This is a genomic window from Pseudomonas sp. P1.31 (genome assembly GCF_001269815.1).
Lineage (GTDB): Bacteria > Pseudomonadota > Gammaproteobacteria > Pseudomonadales > Pseudomonadaceae > Aquipseudomonas > Aquipseudomonas rustica.
Genome location: NZ_LHVN01000036.1, coordinates 78,846 through 93,550, shown reverse-complemented (window position 1 = coordinate 93,550; position 14,705 = coordinate 78,846). Strand labels below are relative to the sequence as shown.

The window sequence follows — 14,705 nt, the reverse complement described above, 5'->3', positions numbered from 1 at the left end:
CTGGATGTCTGGGAGCGACCTAGGGCGAGCGATAGGCTCGCGCGGCGTCCTGATCTTTTTGCTGCTGCCAGGCGCGCTCGCGTTCGTCCCAATGCTCGTTGCGGTACTCGTCGCGATCCTTGTTTTCGAGCATCGCCTGACATTGGCGGAAGCCGTCAGTCCAGCCTTCGGCGTATTGCTTGTCTTTGAGATAGCGCGGGACGTTTTTGCGGAATTCGCCGCTGATCGAACCGGCAGCCTGGCGACCACTGACGCAACCGTCATCGAAACCGTCGGCAAAGGCCGGTGGGTAGCCTTTGGCGATCAAATCATCGTGGGTGGTCTGGCAACCGCTCACGAACAGCAAAACCCCCAGCAAACCCGCACACCGCCACATCGCACTCTCCTGAGCCGGTTGTCCGGCTTATAAGGAGAGTCTAGAAGCAGATTCGTCGGGCGTTGGTGAAAGGCATGTGAGTAATTCGTTGAACAGCGCATTTCTCTTGTAGGAGTGAGCCTGCTCGCGATGGCGGTGTATCAGTCACAGCAACAGTGACTGATGAATTGCTATCGCGAGCAGGCTCACTCCTACAGGGGGCCAGGTTCGGGTTCAGTAGTGATACCACTTCACTTCGAGCATGACTTCCGTTTCCGGCGTGGCGATGTGGCTGAACTCGCGCTGCGCACTCAAGCGCAAACCAAGATTGCGCGACAGTTCCCACTGCTGATTCAGACTCAAACTGCGCCGCACTTCGCCATTGGTGAAGTAATCACCCTTGGCCTCCAGGCTCATATTTCCCAGAGGATTGCGCCACAGCACGCCGGTATTGAACCCACCGGCCGGCGAAACAAATTCAGCAAAGTCATTGTTGTGCTCAACCCGCACGGTGCCCAGCGCAAATCCCAGCACATCATCACCCAGCGCCCACGTGCCGCCACCGCCACCATTCACATGACTGACCAGCGTCTCGTCATCATGCTTGCCCGGCACGCGCTCAAGACCACCGGTGACTTGCCACGACAATGGCTGCAACAACTCATTACGCGGCGTCAGCGAGCGAATCGTCGCCAGATCCAGTTGCTGGAACTGCCAGTGATTGCCCTCGTACTGACGCAGCTTCATTTGCAGGATTTCAATCTGCGCGCCGAGCGGGAAGCTTTCGGCGTTGTCGTTGAGATCGTGATAAGCCATGCGCAAACCGTACTCGCCGAACGCACGATCGCCGCGCGTGCCGAGGCCGGCCTGCCAGGTGCGCGATTCGTGGCCGTCTTCCGGCAAGCCCGGTTGCGGAATCTGCAGATCGGGTGCCGGGTTTTTATTGATCGCTCGCAGCAGTTCGAAACTGCGTTGCGCCCGTTGCGGATCACGTTCCTGGCCGTTGGCTCGGTAGCGTTCGAGGCGATACGCCGCGTCGATGATCAGTGCCTGACGATCGCGGGGCAGGGCTTTGAAGGTCGGCTCTTGCAACACTTGTTGATCGGCGCTGACTTTCAGCACCCAATCCTGTTCTTCACCCGTCAACGGCTCAGCGCGGCTCAGCAGTTCGCGCTCACGCGACGGACGATATTCAATACTTTCCACCAGCCCGGCTTCTTTCACCGCTTTGACGGTGTCGGTCGGAATTGCGGTCAGCGGGAATTGCTCGGTCAGGCGCAGACTTGGGCGGGCCACTTGCAGCAACTCCAGCAAGCGGTACGAGCAGTTTTCATCGAAGAAGAAATAGTCGAACTGGATCTGCTTCAACTCCCACACATGTTCGACCATGCGTGCGGTTTCTTCTTGCGTCAGATTGAGTCGGTATTCCCACAGATCACGATTTTCCAGGCTGCGGTATTCGGAGAGTTTTTCCTGATACGGCACCAGCGCGAACAGGCCCGGATAGCCGCCCATCAAACCTTTCCAGGCGTAAAGGATGCTGTTGTCCGACCCTTCGATATAGGCGCCGAAGTTGATCGCGTAGCTGAGCAGCGAGGTCTTGTCGGCCTGCACGTCAGCTTGGTCGATGCGCAGCAAGGTGTGGCCGAACATCGATGACGGACTGTTCAAATACGCCGCCGGGAAGATCATCACCGCGCTGTGCGGCGAGACGTCCTTCATCCATTTTTTGTACTCGGCGCAATCAGGTGCCGGCAGATCTTTCAGATTGAGCTGCGCTTTCAGCCAGCGAGTGCGCGCCGGGTAAACGCACTGCGCGTGCTTTTCACCGAGACTGGCCGGGGCGTACAACGCTTGCACGGTCGCCGCCAATTCGTGATCGGGATGTTCATTGCCATCAGGCGCGAGAAAGAATTTCTTGTCGCTGACATAGCTGCGCCAGCCGCCGAGTTTGGCGGTTTCGTAATGACCGAGGGAAATCCAGAAGCGGTCGTTGGCCAGTTGCTGCAAACGTTGAGGGTCGACATGGGGCGCGGCGGACAGCGGGGCGCAGACACAGAGCGCCAGCCAGGCAAGGCGTTTGAGCATAAGTGGCAACTTAAGTCGAAAGAAAATAAAACCCGAATCGGGGGTTAACACTCCACCCTTGTGGCGAGGGGATTTATCCCCGTTGGGCAGCGAAGCGGCCCCAAAACCTATATCCCCAATGCACCAGTTATACCGCATGCACAGGTTCACGACTGCTGCGCAGCCGATCGGGGATAAATCCCCTCACCACAGGTTCAGCGTCACGGTGGAATCACTGCATAAAAAATAAAACCCGCTCCCCGAAGGAAGCGGGCGGGGTCGAGCTTAAGCCTGCGTTGCGTACTTGGCCAGACGAGGATCCGATTTCAGTACGGCCAGGGTGTTGGTATGCACGTCTTCAGCGGTCACGTCAGCTTTGCTGAAGATCTGCTGGAAGTGCTCGTGAGTCACAGCAGCGAAGTGCGCACGATCTTCCGGCGCCACGCCCAGTACCACGGCATAAGTCGTCAGCGCTTCGCCGTTGCCTTTGGCCATGTCTTCGGACAGCTCGTTCATCATGCCATTCATGGCAAACCAGGATTTGCCGCCGTAGGTCAGCGACGCATTGGTCGAGCAACCGTTGGTGCCGGAAGTCATACCAAACGTAGCGTTACCGGAAGTGCCGTTAGTGGTGGAAGCGAGGAAGTGAGCAGGGGTGCCACGCTGACCTTCGAACAGCATGTTGCCCCAACCGCAATCCGGGCCGCCTGGAGCTTGCGCCATTGCGTTGATGGATACAGCGGTGAAGAGAGTACCGAGAAGAATCCGTTTCATAGCTTTGTTCTCTTTGTGTGCATACCAATGGACAGGGTTCTGGCCCCCAAGCGCTGTACAAGACAGACCCAAACGAAGCCAGTGGGCCGGTATTAGTTCCAGCCGCGCAGTTTGGAGTTTAGGCACGTTCCTGCGGTTCCGTGATTTTTTACAAAAGATTCGGTAATAACCCCGGTTTCAGGGGAGCCGGTGCGCAGAGATCCGGTTGTCTATGCTTTGTCGCATGGCGCGCCTTGCCAGTGGGGCACGGGCAGCGCCAGAATGCGGCTATCTGCCCCGCCTGATTGTTAAGGAAGCCCGATGCCTGATCCTGTTGCTGCCAGCTTGCGTCTTGCGCCCGAAGCGCTGACCCGTCCGTTTTCCGCTGAACAGTTCAGCTTCACTACCACCAATGATCTGGAGCCCTTTCGCGGTGTGCTCGGCCAGGAACGCGCGGTCGAAGCCTTGCAGTTCGGTGTGGCCATGCCACGCCCCGGTTACAACGTGTTTGTCATGGGCGAGCCCGGCACCGGCCGTTTCTCGTTCGTCAAACGCTACCTTAAGGCCGAAGGCAAACGCCTGCAGACCCCGGCGGACTGGGTCTACGTGAACAATTTCGATGAGCCGCGCGAACCCCGCGCACTGGAGTTGCCATCCGGCACCGCCGCTTCGTTCATCGGTGACATCAACGGTTTGATCGACAACCTGCTGGCGACGTTTCCAGCAGTCTTCGAGCACCCGTCCTACCAGCAAAAGAAAAGCGCCATCGACCGCGCCTTCAACCAGCGCTACGACAAAGCTCTCGACATCATCGAGCGGCTGGCCCTGGAAAAAGACGTCGCCCTCTATCGCGACAGCAGCAACATCGCCTTCACGCCGATGCTCGACGGCAAGGCGCTGGACGAAGCCGAATTCGCCCAATTGCCAGAAGCTGATCGCGAGCGTTTTCACGATGATATTTCCGGGCTTGAAGAACGCCTGAACGAAGAACTCGCCAGCCTGCCGCAATGGAAGCGCGAGTCGAACAATCAGCTGCGTTCGCTCAACGAAGAAACCATCACGTTGGCGCTGCAGCCGTTGCTGTCGCCGCTGTCGGAGAAGTACGCCGAGAACGCGGCGGTCTGCGGTTACCTGCAAGCGATGCAGGTGTACCTGCTGAAAACCGTGGTCGAACAACTGGTCGACGACAGCAAGACCGACGCCGTGGCGCGCAAGCTGCTCGAAGAGCAATACGCGCCGAGTCTGGTCGTCGGTCATCCAGTCAGCGGCGGTGCGCCGGTGGTATTCGAACCGCACCCGACTTACGAAAACCTCTTCGGGCGTATCGAATACACCACCGATCAGGGCGCGCTCTACACCACTTATCGTCAGTTGCGCCCGGGTGCCTTGCACCGTGCCAACGGCGGTTTCCTGATTCTTGAAGCGGAAAAAATGCTCAGCGAGCCGTTCGTGTGGGATGCGCTGAAACGCGCCCTGCAATCGCGCAAGCTGAAAATGGAATCGCCGCTGGGCGAGATGGGCCGTTTCGCCACGGTCACGCTCAACCCGCAGCACATTCCGTTGCAGGTCAAAGTCATCATCATCGGTGCGCGGTCGCTGTATTACACGCTGCAAGACCTCGATCCGGACTTCCAGGAGATGTTCCGCGTTCTGGTCGACTTCGACGAAGACATCCCGATGGTCGACGAGAGCCTGGAGCAATTCGCCCAGCTGTTGAAAACCCGCACCTCGGAAGAAGGCATGGCGCCGCTGACCGCCGACGCGGTGGCGCGTCTGGCAACGTACAGCGCACGGCTGGCCGAGCATCAAGGGCGTTTGTCGGCGCGTATCGGCGATCTGTTCCAACTGGTCAGCGAGGCGGATTTCATCCGGCATCTGGCCGGCGATGAAATGACCGATGCGGGGCACATCGAACGTGCCTTGAAAGCCAAAGCCACGCGCACTGGACGTGTGTCCGCGCGGATTCTCGACGACATGCTCGCCGGGATCATCCTGATCGACACCGATGGTGCAGCGGTCGGCAAGTGCAACGGCCTGACCGTGCTCGAAGTCGGCGACTCGGCGTTCGGTGTGCCGGCGCGGATTTCCGCCACGGTGTACCCCGGCGGCAGCGGCATCGTCGACATTGAGCGTGAGGTTAATCTCGGCCAGCCGATCCACTCCAAAGGTGTGATGATCCTCACCGGGTATCTGGGCAGCCGTTACGCTCAGGAATTCCCGTTGGCGATTTCTGCGAGCATCGCGCTGGAGCAATCCTACGGTTACGTCGATGGCGACAGTGCGTCGCTGGGCGAGGCGTGCACGCTGATTTCGGCGCTGTCGAAAACCCCGCTCAAGCAGTGCTTCGCGATCACCGGCTCGATCAACCAGTTCGGTGAAGTGCAGGCGGTCGGTGGGGTCAACGAGAAGATCGAAGGCTTCTTCCGTCTCTGCGAAGCACGCGGGCTGACGGGCGAGCAGGGCGCGATCATTCCGCAGGCCAACGTGGCGACGTTGATGCTCGATGAGAAAGTGCTGGCGGCGGTGCGTGCCGGGCAGTTCCACGTTTACGCGGTGCGTCAGGCGGATGAAGCGTTGAGCCTGCTGGTCGGCGAACCGGCCGGTGAGCCGAACGCCGACGGCGAATTTCCGGAAGGCAGCATCAATGCACGGGTGGTCGAGCGCTTGCGCGACATCGCTGAAATGATCAGCGAAGAAGACCTCAAGGAAGCGGAAAAGGAACTGGCCCAAGAGGCGTTAGCCGAAGCAAAACCGGCTTAACAGGCTTGCAATGAACCCTGTGGGAGCGAGCTTGCTCGCGAAAGCGGTGTATCAGCCGACGAATCAGTTGCCTGACACTCCGCATTCGCGAGCAAGCTCGCTCCCACAGTTGTTTTTCCAGATTGATTTTCGTGGGGATCTTCTGGAAATTCGCCACTACTCTGACGTCAAACTTCACACAATGACCATTCGGCGCCTGCTGGTTCTATCTGGCTTGCGCAGCGGACTTTTCTTCTATTCTCAGCTCAAGGATATCGACAGTATCACTGGATCGAGCCAGTCCTCCCGTGGGGGCTGAATACCGGCTTCACCGAGGGTCGCCGCCATGTCGCGCAACCTCTGCCTCACCCGTCAATGCCTGGGTCTCGTGACCCGCATCGAATGCGCCATCAAGCCGTTGGCCGGCGATAACGGCATGTGGACGCTACTCTTCGCCGCCGGTATGGCCGGCGAACAACCTTCCGCCATCAAAGCCCAGGGGCCGTTTCACGGGCCGATCGCGGCCGAGTCGATTCTCGACACCATCGTTGAGAGCCTGACGCTGCACGGCTACGAACTGGCCGACGATCCGCAAATCTGGAGCCTGCACCTGCAAGCCCAACTGCGCCAGATCAACGGAGGCCGCAGCCGCGCCCTGTAGGAGCTGCCGCAGGCTGCGATCTTTTGATCCTGTTCCTCAAGGCGCCGCGTCGGACGTCTGCGCCCTGTCGAGTTTGACCTCAAAACCAAATTGCACGGTGGCGAGGTCGGTGCGCTGATAGGTTTCCACGTGAGTCGGGCGACCATAAAAATAATGCACGCCAACTAACGCCGGGCCTTCTGCACTGGCGTCGTGGCTGACCGAGAGGATTTCCTTCAAATAATTACCGCTGTCGTCTTTCACGAAGTAGCGATATTCGTTGGCCGGAAACAATTTCAGATCCACCAGCAGCGTGTTGTTCTTGATCTCCAGCCCTTTGGGCAACGATTTTTCGTCGTAGGCCTGCTTGGCCACGGTCGCCAGAAACAACGGCATCGAACCAACGGCAATCGCCGGGGTTTCCGGAAACAGATTCAAATCGTAAGTAATCGTCGCGCGCAACGGATCGACCTGGTACGCCTCGGGCGGCAGTTCGATCGGCTCGTCGAGTTTGCCGTTGTGCTTCTCGGTAAAGAACGTCACCGGGCTTTCGCCGGGGTTGAAATCGTCACCGAGCAATTCATCGTTGAACGTGCGGCGGTGGGAGAACTCGATGCGTGCGGCGCTCGGTTCTTCGACGGATTGATGGATGCGCACACCGGCCTTCAATTGCTCTTCGGTCAGGCTCGCGCCCTTGAGCCAGCTCACCGTCTGATCGTCGTAAACCGTCACCGGCAGATCCAACGGCTGAATGGCTTTTTCCGTGGTGTGCTGTTTGAAGGCGCGGATCGGCAAGTCCAGCGCTTTACGCGATACGGTCACCGAAGAGAAATCCAGCACACTGACTTCCAGGGTTTCGATCGGGCCGTTGAAGTAGACCTTGTTGTAGCGCTTTGGATGTTTTTCCTCGAACGCCTGTTGCTCGGCGGTGAGCTGTTTGTCCAGCGCATCGCTCCAGGCTTTCTGCTGTTGCAGGTTCGTCAGTTGTTTTTCGTAGAACGCCACTTGCTCCGGGCTCTCGTTGATCGAGCCGGCACGCACCAGGTATTGACCGCTGGCATCGCGGGCCTGAACGATCATCGGATTGAGCTGCGCCTCAGCCACTTCCGGGGCCAATGGCAGGGTGTTGCTGAATTCGACTTCGGCGGAATTCTTTTCAAGCTTCAGCAGTTTCACGCTGAGGTTGTCGTTGGTGCGGGTCTGGCCAACGTCTTTCTGCGTCAGGTCGAAGCTGTACAGGCGACGCGGCGCGATGACTTCGAGCTTGCCTTGCAGGCTGACCGGTTGCGGCAGGCTCTTCTTGTCGACGTTCAGACCGTCGATGAACGGGTAGGTCACGGTCAGGTCATCGGGGTTGGTGACGTTGGAGCTGGAAGGGCTGAGCTGAATGCCCGGATCGGTTTCCGACCATTCCGGCTGGTAGCCAATGACGCGTTTGTTACTCAGCGTGACCGACTGCCATTCCACGCCGTGAGGAAAGAGGAAGCCGCCGGGAATATTGAGGTTGAAAGGGAACACCGGTTGCAGGTCGGTGAGGTAGTCGGAGCTGGAATCCTTGTGCAACACAAACAGACCGTTGATAAAAGTGTCGACCAATGCCTGCGGGGTCGGGTAGTGCTTGAGCACGCCGAGGGCGTCTTCGCCGTATTCGGTTTTCGCCGGGTTGCTGTCGAGTTTCTGTTTTGCGCGCTGGAGCAACAGCAATGAGCCGCCGAGTTCGCTGACGGCGTCCTTGAGTTTCGGATCGGTGATGGTGTCCAGTGACTGTTCGAACTTGGCGGTTTTCTCTTCAAGGCTTGTCGCGTGCTTCTCATCGCCGGGCGAGCAACCGCTCATCAGCAGCGCGAAGCAAATTCCGGCAGTTGTTATCGGCAATCGCACATCCATTTCCACGCATCCTGTCCAACGTCACTGGGCTTTCATAGGTTTGGACACTAGCAGAAATTCTTTGTCATACGTGCGCAAACGGCGGATTCAGGACGGTTTCTGGCGGTCATGGCGGGCTGGTATACTCGCCGCCATTTCCAGCCCCCAGTGTGAGATTCAATGGAACGCTTTATCGAAAACGCAATGTACGCCACGCGCTGGCTGCTGGCGCCGATCTACATCGGCTTGTCCCTCGGTCTGCTCGCGTTGGCACTGAAATTCTTCCAGGAAATCGTCCATATCCTGCCCAACGTGTTTGCGATGGCCGAGTCGGATCTGATTCTGGTACTGCTGTCGCTGATCGACATGGCGCTGGTCGGCGGCCTGTTGGTGATGGTGATGATTTCCGGGTACGAGAACTTCGTCTCGCAACTGGACATCGACGAGGGCAAGGAGAAGCTCAGCTGGCTGGGCACCATGGACTCGTCTTCGCTGAAGATGAAAGTCGCGGCGTCGATCGTGGCGATCTCTTCGATCCACTTGCTGCGCATCTTCATGGACGCCAAGAACGTCGATCCCGAGCACCTGATGTGGTACGTGATCATTCACATGACCTTCGTGATCTCGGCCTTCGCCATGGGTTACCTGGACAAGCTCACCAAGCACTGATCGTTTTTTGAACGCTGCAAAACACCGCCCGTCTGTTGCGAAACAGACGGGCGGTGTCGTTTGTGGCTTGTGCTTTGGGGCGCGCGGGCATATCCCTGTAGACGTCCTGATTCGCCACCGCGAGAGGTGCGCACATGAACCTGCAAGAGTTGAATGCGTTTGCCATTGCCAGGAAGGTCGATGAGCTGAATCTGATCTCCATGGAGGGCGGGATTTATCTGCTCGAAGCGCGCATGCATGGCGCGGCGTATCCGCTGAGTGATCCCAAGGGCAACATGCTGACGCTGCGTTCGGTGGAGCATGCGCGAGATTTGCTGCATGCCTTTCCGGTGCTGCCGTTCAACCTCGTACACACCTCGGTACATGATGAAATGTGTGGCCTGGGCGCCAGTGGCGAGGAAAGTCTGAAGGTACCGCTGGCCTGGCGTTCCGCCCTGTAGGCGCTGCGTCCCATCGCCGAAGCATCTGTGCTAGTCTGCTCGCCCTTTTGGTTCCGGGCGCGCCGGGACGCGCTGTGCACGCACGGCAAGTCTTGTGGCCGTCCGCACAGCGGAGCAGTGTCATGTCCGAAGTAAATCTGTCCACCGACGAAACCCGCGTCAGCTACGGCATCGGCCGTCAGCTGGGTGACCAGCTGCGCGACAACCCGCCACCGGGCGTTAGTCTGGACGCAATCCTGGCCGGTCTGACCGACGCTTTCGCCGGTAAGGAAAGCCGTGTTGGTCAGGAAGAAATGTCCGCCAGCTTCAAGGTTATCCGCGAAATCATGCAAGCCGAAGCGGCTGCCAAAGCTGAAGCCGCTGCTGGCGAAGGTCTGGCATTCCTGGCTGAAAACGCCAAGCGTGACGGCATCACCACTCTGGCTTCCGGCCTGCAATTCGAAGTGCTGACTCAGGGCGAAGGCGCCAAGCCAACCCGTGAAGACCAGGTGCGTACTCACTACCACGGCACGCTGATCGACGGCACTGTGTTCGACAGCTCCTACGAGCGCGGCCAGCCAGCAGAATTCCCGGTTGGCGGCGTGATCGCCGGCTGGACCGAAGCCCTGCAACTGATGAATGCCGGCAGCAAATGGCGTCTGTACGTGCCGAGCGAACTGGCTTACGGCGCGCAAGGCGTTGGTAGCATCCCGCCGCACAGCGTTCTGGTATTCGACGTCGAGCTGCTGGACGTTCTGTAATCCCGTGACCTTGTAGGAGCAAGGCTTGCCCGCGAAGGCGTCCGGTCAATCGACATAAATGTTGAATGAAAGACCGCTTTCGCGAGCAAGCTCTGCTCCTACAGGGTTTGTGGCGTGTTTCATATTTCGATCTTGTGATGCAGTTCATGGGTCGGGCGCAACGCCCGGGCATAGCAGAACAGGAACAGATTGCGCACCAGTTCCTTGAGCACCATCGGCTCGCTGGAACTCAGGCTGCTGACATCCAGATCCCCTTGATCCTGCAGCTCATGCAAGGCTTCCTCTTCAAGCACCGCACAGACCTCGCCGGTTTCCCGATGGAGGATCCTGAGGTAAGGGTGTGGGCGATCCAGCCAGGCGTCGATCAAATAAGTCATGGTTCTCATCTCCATTGAAGGTGTTTGATGAGAATAATTCTTATTATCGAAATAGCAAGCGCCTATTGGCGGATTCTGATTTTTTCCGGGTAAAGATTGCGTAAGGTCAAAACGGCTGGCGTTTGGCTATTGCGTGGATTTATTGAGGTACGGCGGGGGGAGGGTGAAGCTCCATCCCACGGCTGGCGCGGGATGGATGACAGCGCAATCAGACTTTTCTGACGAACTCGGATTTGAGTTTCATCGGGCCGATGCCGTCGATCTTGCAGTCGATGTCGTGGTCGCCATCGCACAGGCGGATGTTCTTGACCTTGGTGCCGACCTTGACCACCAGCGAGGTGCCCTTGACCTTCAGATCCTTGATCACAGTGATGGTGTCGCCGTCCTGCAGGACGTTGCCGACCGAATCTTTCTTCACGGTGTCATCGGAGGCTGCTTCGGCTTCGCCGCTGGCAGACCACTCGTGGGCGCACTCCGGGCACACCAGTTGGGTACCGTCTTCGTAGGTGTATTCGGAATTGCATTTCGGGCAGGGTGGCAACGTGCTCACTAAGGCTCCTTGGGAGGGATCGCTAAAAGTCGCACATTGTATAGGGTTTTAGCTGTTCAGGCAGTCAAAAGCAAAAATCGCAGCCCCGGCAACCCCTGTAGGAGCTGCCGAAGGCTGCGATCTTTTGATCTTGCTACAGCGATATCAGTGCGTGCGGGCGACCGCAAACTCACTCAGTTCAACCAGTGCATCGCGATACTCGCTTGCTGGCAGCGCTTCGAGGCACTTGATCGCACGGGCCACGTAATCGCGGGCCAGTTGCGCGGTGTATTCCAGCGAACCGGAGGCTTCCACGGCAATGCGGATGCTTTCCAGGTCTTCGATCCCGCCTTTCTGAATCGCCTGACGCACCAGTGCAGCCTGTTCCGGCGTGCCTTCGCGCATGGTGTAGATCAGCGGCAGGGTCGGCTTGCCTTCGGCCAGATCGTCACCGACGTTCTTGCCCAGAGTCTCGGCGTCGCCCTTGTAGTCGAGCAGGTCGTCGACCAGTTGGAACGCCACACCGAGGTGATCGCCGAAAGTGCGCAGGGCTTCGCTCTGCTCAGCTGTGGCACCGGCCAGCGCCGCAGCGCTGTGGGTCGAAGCCTCGAAAAGCATCGCGGTTTTGCCGCGGATGACTTCCATGTAGGTTTCTTCGGTGGTGCTGGCGTCGCGAACCTTGGACAGCTGCAACACTTCGCCTTCAGCGATGATGCGCGTGGCCTGGGACAGGATCTTCATCACCGGCATCGAACCCAGTTCGACCATCATTTCGAACGAGCGCGAATACAGGAAGTCGCCGACCAGTACGCTCGGAGCGTTGCCCCACATGGCATTGGCGGTCGAGCGGCCACGGCGCATGCCGGACATGTCGACAACGTCGTCATGCAGCAGGGTCGCGGTGTGCAGGAATTCGATGGTGGCGGCGAGCAGACGCATGTCGTCGCCTTCGCGACCCAATGCCTTGCCACACAGCAACACTAATAAAGGACGCAGGCGTTTACCGCCGGCCGACGTGATGTAATCGCCGATTTTCGATACCAGCGGTACTCGGGAAGTCAGCTGCTTCTTGATGATGCCGTCGACGGCGTTAAAATCGTCCGCCACCGCGCGGTAGAAAGCTTGGGGTTGCATCAGAGACAGTTGCTCCAGAAGGGTTGCGCGGCATGCTAGGACCCCCACCCGGACCTGTCAAGGCGCGATGGACGGCCTCTTGCAACACTTCAACAGCTTGCGTACAATCGCGCACCCTGAACTTCCTGGGCAGCACCTGCCTTACGCAATTGCAATCAGGCCTTCCAGCCTTATGCAGCCATGCCAGCCAATACCTCTTCTTATAAAGAGCTGGGTGAGCAGGATTATCGGAGAAATACCATGTCGTACGCAGTAATTGTTACTGGTGGCAAGCAATACAAAGTCGCCCCAGGTGAATACCTGAAGATCGAAAAACTGGAAATCGCTACCGGCGAATCCGTTACTTTTGATCGCGTTCTGTTGGTCGCCAATGGCGATGACGTGAACATCGGCGCTCCAGTTGTTGCTGGCGCTACCGTTGTGGCTGAAGTGATCTCCCAAGGTCGTCACGATAAAGTCCGCATCATCAAGTTCCGTCGTCGTAAGCACCACATGAAGCGTATGGGCCACCGCCAGTGGTACACCGAGATCAAAATCACCGGTATTCAGGCTTAATTTCAGCCTAATTCCTCACTAGGAGAATTGACTCATGGCACACAAAAAAGCTGGTGGTAGTACCCGTAACGGTCGCGACTCAGAAGCCAAACGCCTTGGCGTTAAGATGTATGGCGGCCAGAAAATCATTCCGGGCAACATCATCGTGCGTCAGCGCGGCACCCAATTCCACGCTGGCTACGGCGTTGGCATGGGTAAAGATCACACCCTCTTCGCGAAAATCGAAGGCGTGATCAAGTTTGAAGTAAAGGGCGCGTTCAACCGCCGTTACGTGAGCGTTGTCGCAGCTTAATTGCGCAATCGCTGGAAAAGCCCTGTCTCGCGACGGGGCTTTTTCGTTTGTGGGGTGAGTCTCTTGCAAAACTGTTTGTATGGGCTGTCGGCGTGCGATGCAGGTCGTGTTTTGGGGTCGCTGCGCTCATTTTTGCAAGAGTCTTATGTCTTGATTGTTTTTCGGCTCGTCCGTACGGCGAGAGGCGTTGGTTATGAAGTTTGTTGATGAAGTATCGATTCGCGTAAAGGCTGGTGACGGTGGCAACGGTGCCATGAGTTTCCGTCGGGAAAAATTCATCGAAAACGGTGGCCCGAACGGTGGTGATGGCGGTGACGGCGGTTCCATCTACATGATGGCTGACGAAAACCTCAACACCCTGGTCGACTACCGTTACACCCGGCACTTCGATGCCGAGCGCGGTTCCAACGGTGGCAGCACTGACTGCACCGGCAAGAAGGGCGAAGACCTGATCCTGCGTGTGCCGGTTGGCACCACAGTGATCGACTCCGCCACTCAGGAAGTCATCGGCGACCTGACCAAGGCTGGTCAGAAATTGATGGTTGTGCAGGGCGGCTGGCACGGTCTGGGCAACACTCGTTTCAAATCCAGTACCAACCGTGCGCCGCGTCAAACCACGCCGGGTAAGCCGGGTGAGCAGCGCGACCTGAAACTGGAAATGAAAGTACTGGCTGACGTAGGCCTGCTGGGTTTGCCGAACGCCGGTAAGAGTACTTTTATCCGTTCGGTATCGGCGGCCAAGCCGAAAGTCGCCGACTACCCGTTCACCACGCTGGTGCCAAACCTCGGTGTGGTCAGCGTCGATCGCTGGAAGAGCTTCGTTGTTGCGGACATTCCGGGCCTGATCGAAGGCGCTTCCGACGGTGCCGGTCTGGGTATTCGCTTCCTCAAGCACTTGGCGCGTACGCGTCTGCTGCTGCACCTCGTCGACATGGCGCCGCTGGATGATGCCAGCGCTCCTGACGCGGCAGAAGTGATCGTCAACGAGCTGATCAAGTTCAGCCCGTCCCTGGCCGAGCGTGATCGCTGGCTGGTGCTGAACAAGTGCGACCAGATCCTTGAAGAAGAGCACGAAGAGCGCGTCAAGGAGATCGTTGATCGTCTGGAATGGACTGGCCCGGTTTACGTGATTTCGGCTATCGCCAAGATCGGTACCGAGCGTCTGTGCCACGACATCATGCGTTACATGGAAGATCGTGCTGATCGCCTTGCTGCCGATCCGGCTTACAAGGAAGAGCTGGCCGACCTCGATCAGCGCATCGAAGACGAAGCCCGCGCCCAGTTGCAGGCCCTGGACGACAAGCGTGCCCTGCGTCGCAGCGGCGTGAAGTCGGTTCACGACATCGGCGACGATGATTGGGACGAAGAAGATGTAGATGACGAAGACGGTCCGGAAATCATTTACGTGCGTGACTGATCCGTTGCGATAAACTTGAACGCCGCTCAATCGAGCGGCGTTTTAGTATCTGGAAATCGATCGTTGGTAAGGCATAGCCACGAATAACGTCACGGGCGGCGCTGGGTCGCGCTGCCCTCAAGCTAAGGTTGA

Annotated in this window: 15 protein-coding genes; 8 read left to right on the top strand and 7 right to left on the bottom strand. The window is 58.2% G+C overall.

The annotated features are described in order from the left end of the window. Positions 1-19 precede the first annotated feature (19 nt). The 3 genes from AD669_RS23150 to AD669_RS23140 all read right to left on the bottom strand — a co-directional run bounded on the left by AD669_RS23150 (position 20) and on the right by AD669_RS23140 (position 3,196). Positions 20-376 carry a hypothetical protein gene (locus AD669_RS23150; RefSeq protein ID WP_053124000.1) on the bottom strand — a complete coding sequence of 119 codons (357 nt, stop codon included), beginning with the start codon at positions 374-376 and terminating at the stop codon, positions 20-22. A 213-nt stretch (positions 377-589) separates the two neighbouring features. Beyond that, complete coding sequence (locus AD669_RS23145; protein ID WP_053123998.1) at positions 590-2,443, bottom strand: DUF4105 domain-containing protein; 1,854 nt, start codon at positions 2,441-2,443, stop codon at positions 590-592. A 264-nt stretch (positions 2,444-2,707) separates the two neighbouring features. Then, a complete protein-coding gene (locus tag AD669_RS23140) occupies positions 2,708-3,196 on the bottom strand; it encodes a DUF3015 domain-containing protein (RefSeq protein WP_007909797.1) in 489 nt (162 codons plus the stop codon). Positions 3,197-3,496: 300 nt separating this feature from the next. Here AD669_RS23140 and AD669_RS23135 point away from each other — a divergent pair, with 300 nt between their 5' ends. Continuing rightward, positions 3,497-5,935: a Lon protease family protein gene (locus tag AD669_RS23135; RefSeq protein WP_053123997.1), complete on the top strand. Its 2,439-nt coding sequence runs from the start codon at positions 3,497-3,499 to the stop codon at positions 5,933-5,935. 325 nt (positions 5,936-6,260) lie between these two features. Further along, positions 6,261-6,575, top strand: coding sequence for a hypothetical protein (locus tag AD669_RS23125; protein WP_053123993.1), 315 nt, complete (start codon positions 6,261-6,263; stop codon positions 6,573-6,575). A 36-nt stretch (positions 6,576-6,611) separates the two neighbouring features. Here the strand turns inward: AD669_RS23125 and AD669_RS23120 are convergent, their stop codons facing one another. After that, positions 6,612-8,441 (bottom strand): hypothetical protein, encoded by a 1,830-nt coding sequence (locus AD669_RS23120; protein ID WP_053123991.1) that lies wholly within the window; start codon positions 8,439-8,441, stop codon positions 6,612-6,614. Between the two features lie 159 nt (positions 8,442-8,600). Between AD669_RS23120 and AD669_RS23115 the strand changes: the two genes are divergently transcribed. The 3 genes from AD669_RS23115 (at position 8,601) to AD669_RS23105 (ending at position 10,269) form a co-directional block, all read left to right on the top strand. Further along, positions 8,601-9,089 (top strand): TIGR00645 family protein, encoded by a 489-nt coding sequence (locus tag AD669_RS23115; RefSeq protein ID WP_053123989.1) that lies wholly within the window; start codon positions 8,601-8,603, stop codon positions 9,087-9,089. Between the two features lie 134 nt (positions 9,090-9,223). After that, the gene (locus tag AD669_RS23110; RefSeq protein WP_053123987.1) at positions 9,224-9,529 is read left to right on the top strand and encodes a DUF6482 family protein; all 306 of its coding nucleotides are present in this window, start codon (positions 9,224-9,226) and stop codon (positions 9,527-9,529) included. 122 nt (positions 9,530-9,651) lie between these two features. Then, positions 9,652-10,269, top strand: a complete 618-nt coding sequence (locus AD669_RS23105; protein WP_008078561.1) for an FKBP-type peptidyl-prolyl cis-trans isomerase — start codon at positions 9,652-9,654, stop codon at positions 10,267-10,269. 119 nt (positions 10,270-10,388) lie between these two features. Here AD669_RS23105 and AD669_RS23100 read toward each other — a convergent pair whose 3' ends face one another. The 3 genes from AD669_RS23100 to AD669_RS23090 all read right to left on the bottom strand — a co-directional run bounded on the left by AD669_RS23100 (position 10,389) and on the right by AD669_RS23090 (position 12,309). Further along, the gene (locus tag AD669_RS23100) at positions 10,389-10,646 is read right to left on the bottom strand and encodes a hypothetical protein (RefSeq protein WP_053123985.1); all 258 of its coding nucleotides are present in this window, start codon (positions 10,644-10,646) and stop codon (positions 10,389-10,391) included. A gap of 208 nt (positions 10,647-10,854) precedes the next feature. Continuing rightward, a complete protein-coding gene (locus tag AD669_RS23095) occupies positions 10,855-11,196 on the bottom strand; it encodes a zinc ribbon domain-containing protein YjdM (protein ID WP_053123983.1) in 342 nt (113 codons plus the stop codon). Between the two features lie 144 nt (positions 11,197-11,340). Beyond that, positions 11,341-12,309, bottom strand: a complete 969-nt coding sequence (locus tag AD669_RS23090; protein WP_053123982.1) for a polyprenyl synthetase family protein — start codon at positions 12,307-12,309, stop codon at positions 11,341-11,343. A 240-nt stretch (positions 12,310-12,549) separates the two neighbouring features. Between AD669_RS23090 and rplU the strand changes: the two genes are divergently transcribed. The 3 genes from rplU (at position 12,550) to cgtA (ending at position 14,573) form a co-directional block, all read left to right on the top strand. After that, positions 12,550-12,864 (top strand): 50S ribosomal protein L21, encoded by a 315-nt coding sequence (gene rplU, locus AD669_RS23085; protein WP_003176051.1) that lies wholly within the window; start codon positions 12,550-12,552, stop codon positions 12,862-12,864. Between the two features lie 34 nt (positions 12,865-12,898). Then, complete coding sequence (gene rpmA, locus AD669_RS23080; RefSeq protein ID WP_003176049.1) at positions 12,899-13,156, top strand: 50S ribosomal protein L27; 258 nt, start codon at positions 12,899-12,901, stop codon at positions 13,154-13,156. Positions 13,157-13,349: 193 nt separating this feature from the next. Continuing rightward, a complete protein-coding gene (gene cgtA, locus AD669_RS23075) occupies positions 13,350-14,573 on the top strand; it encodes an Obg family GTPase CgtA (protein WP_053123980.1) in 1,224 nt (407 codons plus the stop codon). Positions 14,574-14,705 lie beyond the last annotated feature (132 nt).

What these genes read in the sequence shown, in the direction of transcription:
- AD669_RS23150 (WP_053124000.1), bottom strand. Translation starts at nt 376, where the DNA reads ATGTGGCGGTGTGCGGGTTTGCTGGGGGTTTTGCTGTTCGTGAGCGGT.
- AD669_RS23145 (WP_053123998.1), bottom strand. Translation starts at nt 2,443, where the DNA reads ATGCTCAAACGCCTTGCCTGGCTGGCGCTCTGTGTCTGCGCCCCGCTG.
- AD669_RS23140 (WP_007909797.1), bottom strand. Translation starts at nt 3,196, where the DNA reads ATGAAACGGATTCTTCTCGGTACTCTCTTCACCGCTGTATCCATCAAC.
- AD669_RS23135 (WP_053123997.1), top strand. Translation starts at nt 3,497, where the DNA reads ATGCCTGATCCTGTTGCTGCCAGCTTGCGTCTTGCGCCCGAAGCGCTG.
- AD669_RS23125 (WP_053123993.1), top strand. Translation starts at nt 6,261, where the DNA reads ATGTCGCGCAACCTCTGCCTCACCCGTCAATGCCTGGGTCTCGTGACC.
- AD669_RS23120 (WP_053123991.1), bottom strand. Translation starts at nt 8,441, where the DNA reads ATGGATGTGCGATTGCCGATAACAACTGCCGGAATTTGCTTCGCGCTG.
- AD669_RS23115 (WP_053123989.1), top strand. Translation starts at nt 8,601, where the DNA reads ATGGAACGCTTTATCGAAAACGCAATGTACGCCACGCGCTGGCTGCTG.
- AD669_RS23110 (WP_053123987.1), top strand. Translation starts at nt 9,224, where the DNA reads ATGAACCTGCAAGAGTTGAATGCGTTTGCCATTGCCAGGAAGGTCGAT.
- AD669_RS23105 (WP_008078561.1), top strand. Translation starts at nt 9,652, where the DNA reads ATGTCCGAAGTAAATCTGTCCACCGACGAAACCCGCGTCAGCTACGGC.
- AD669_RS23100 (WP_053123985.1), bottom strand. Translation starts at nt 10,646, where the DNA reads ATGACTTATTTGATCGACGCCTGGCTGGATCGCCCACACCCTTACCTC.
- AD669_RS23090 (WP_053123982.1), bottom strand. Translation starts at nt 12,309, where the DNA reads ATGCAACCCCAAGCTTTCTACCGCGCGGTGGCGGACGATTTTAACGCC.
- rplU (WP_003176051.1), top strand. Translation starts at nt 12,550, where the DNA reads ATGTCGTACGCAGTAATTGTTACTGGTGGCAAGCAATACAAAGTCGCC.
- rpmA (WP_003176049.1), top strand. Translation starts at nt 12,899, where the DNA reads ATGGCACACAAAAAAGCTGGTGGTAGTACCCGTAACGGTCGCGACTCA.
- cgtA (WP_053123980.1), top strand. Translation starts at nt 13,350, where the DNA reads ATGAAGTTTGTTGATGAAGTATCGATTCGCGTAAAGGCTGGTGACGGT.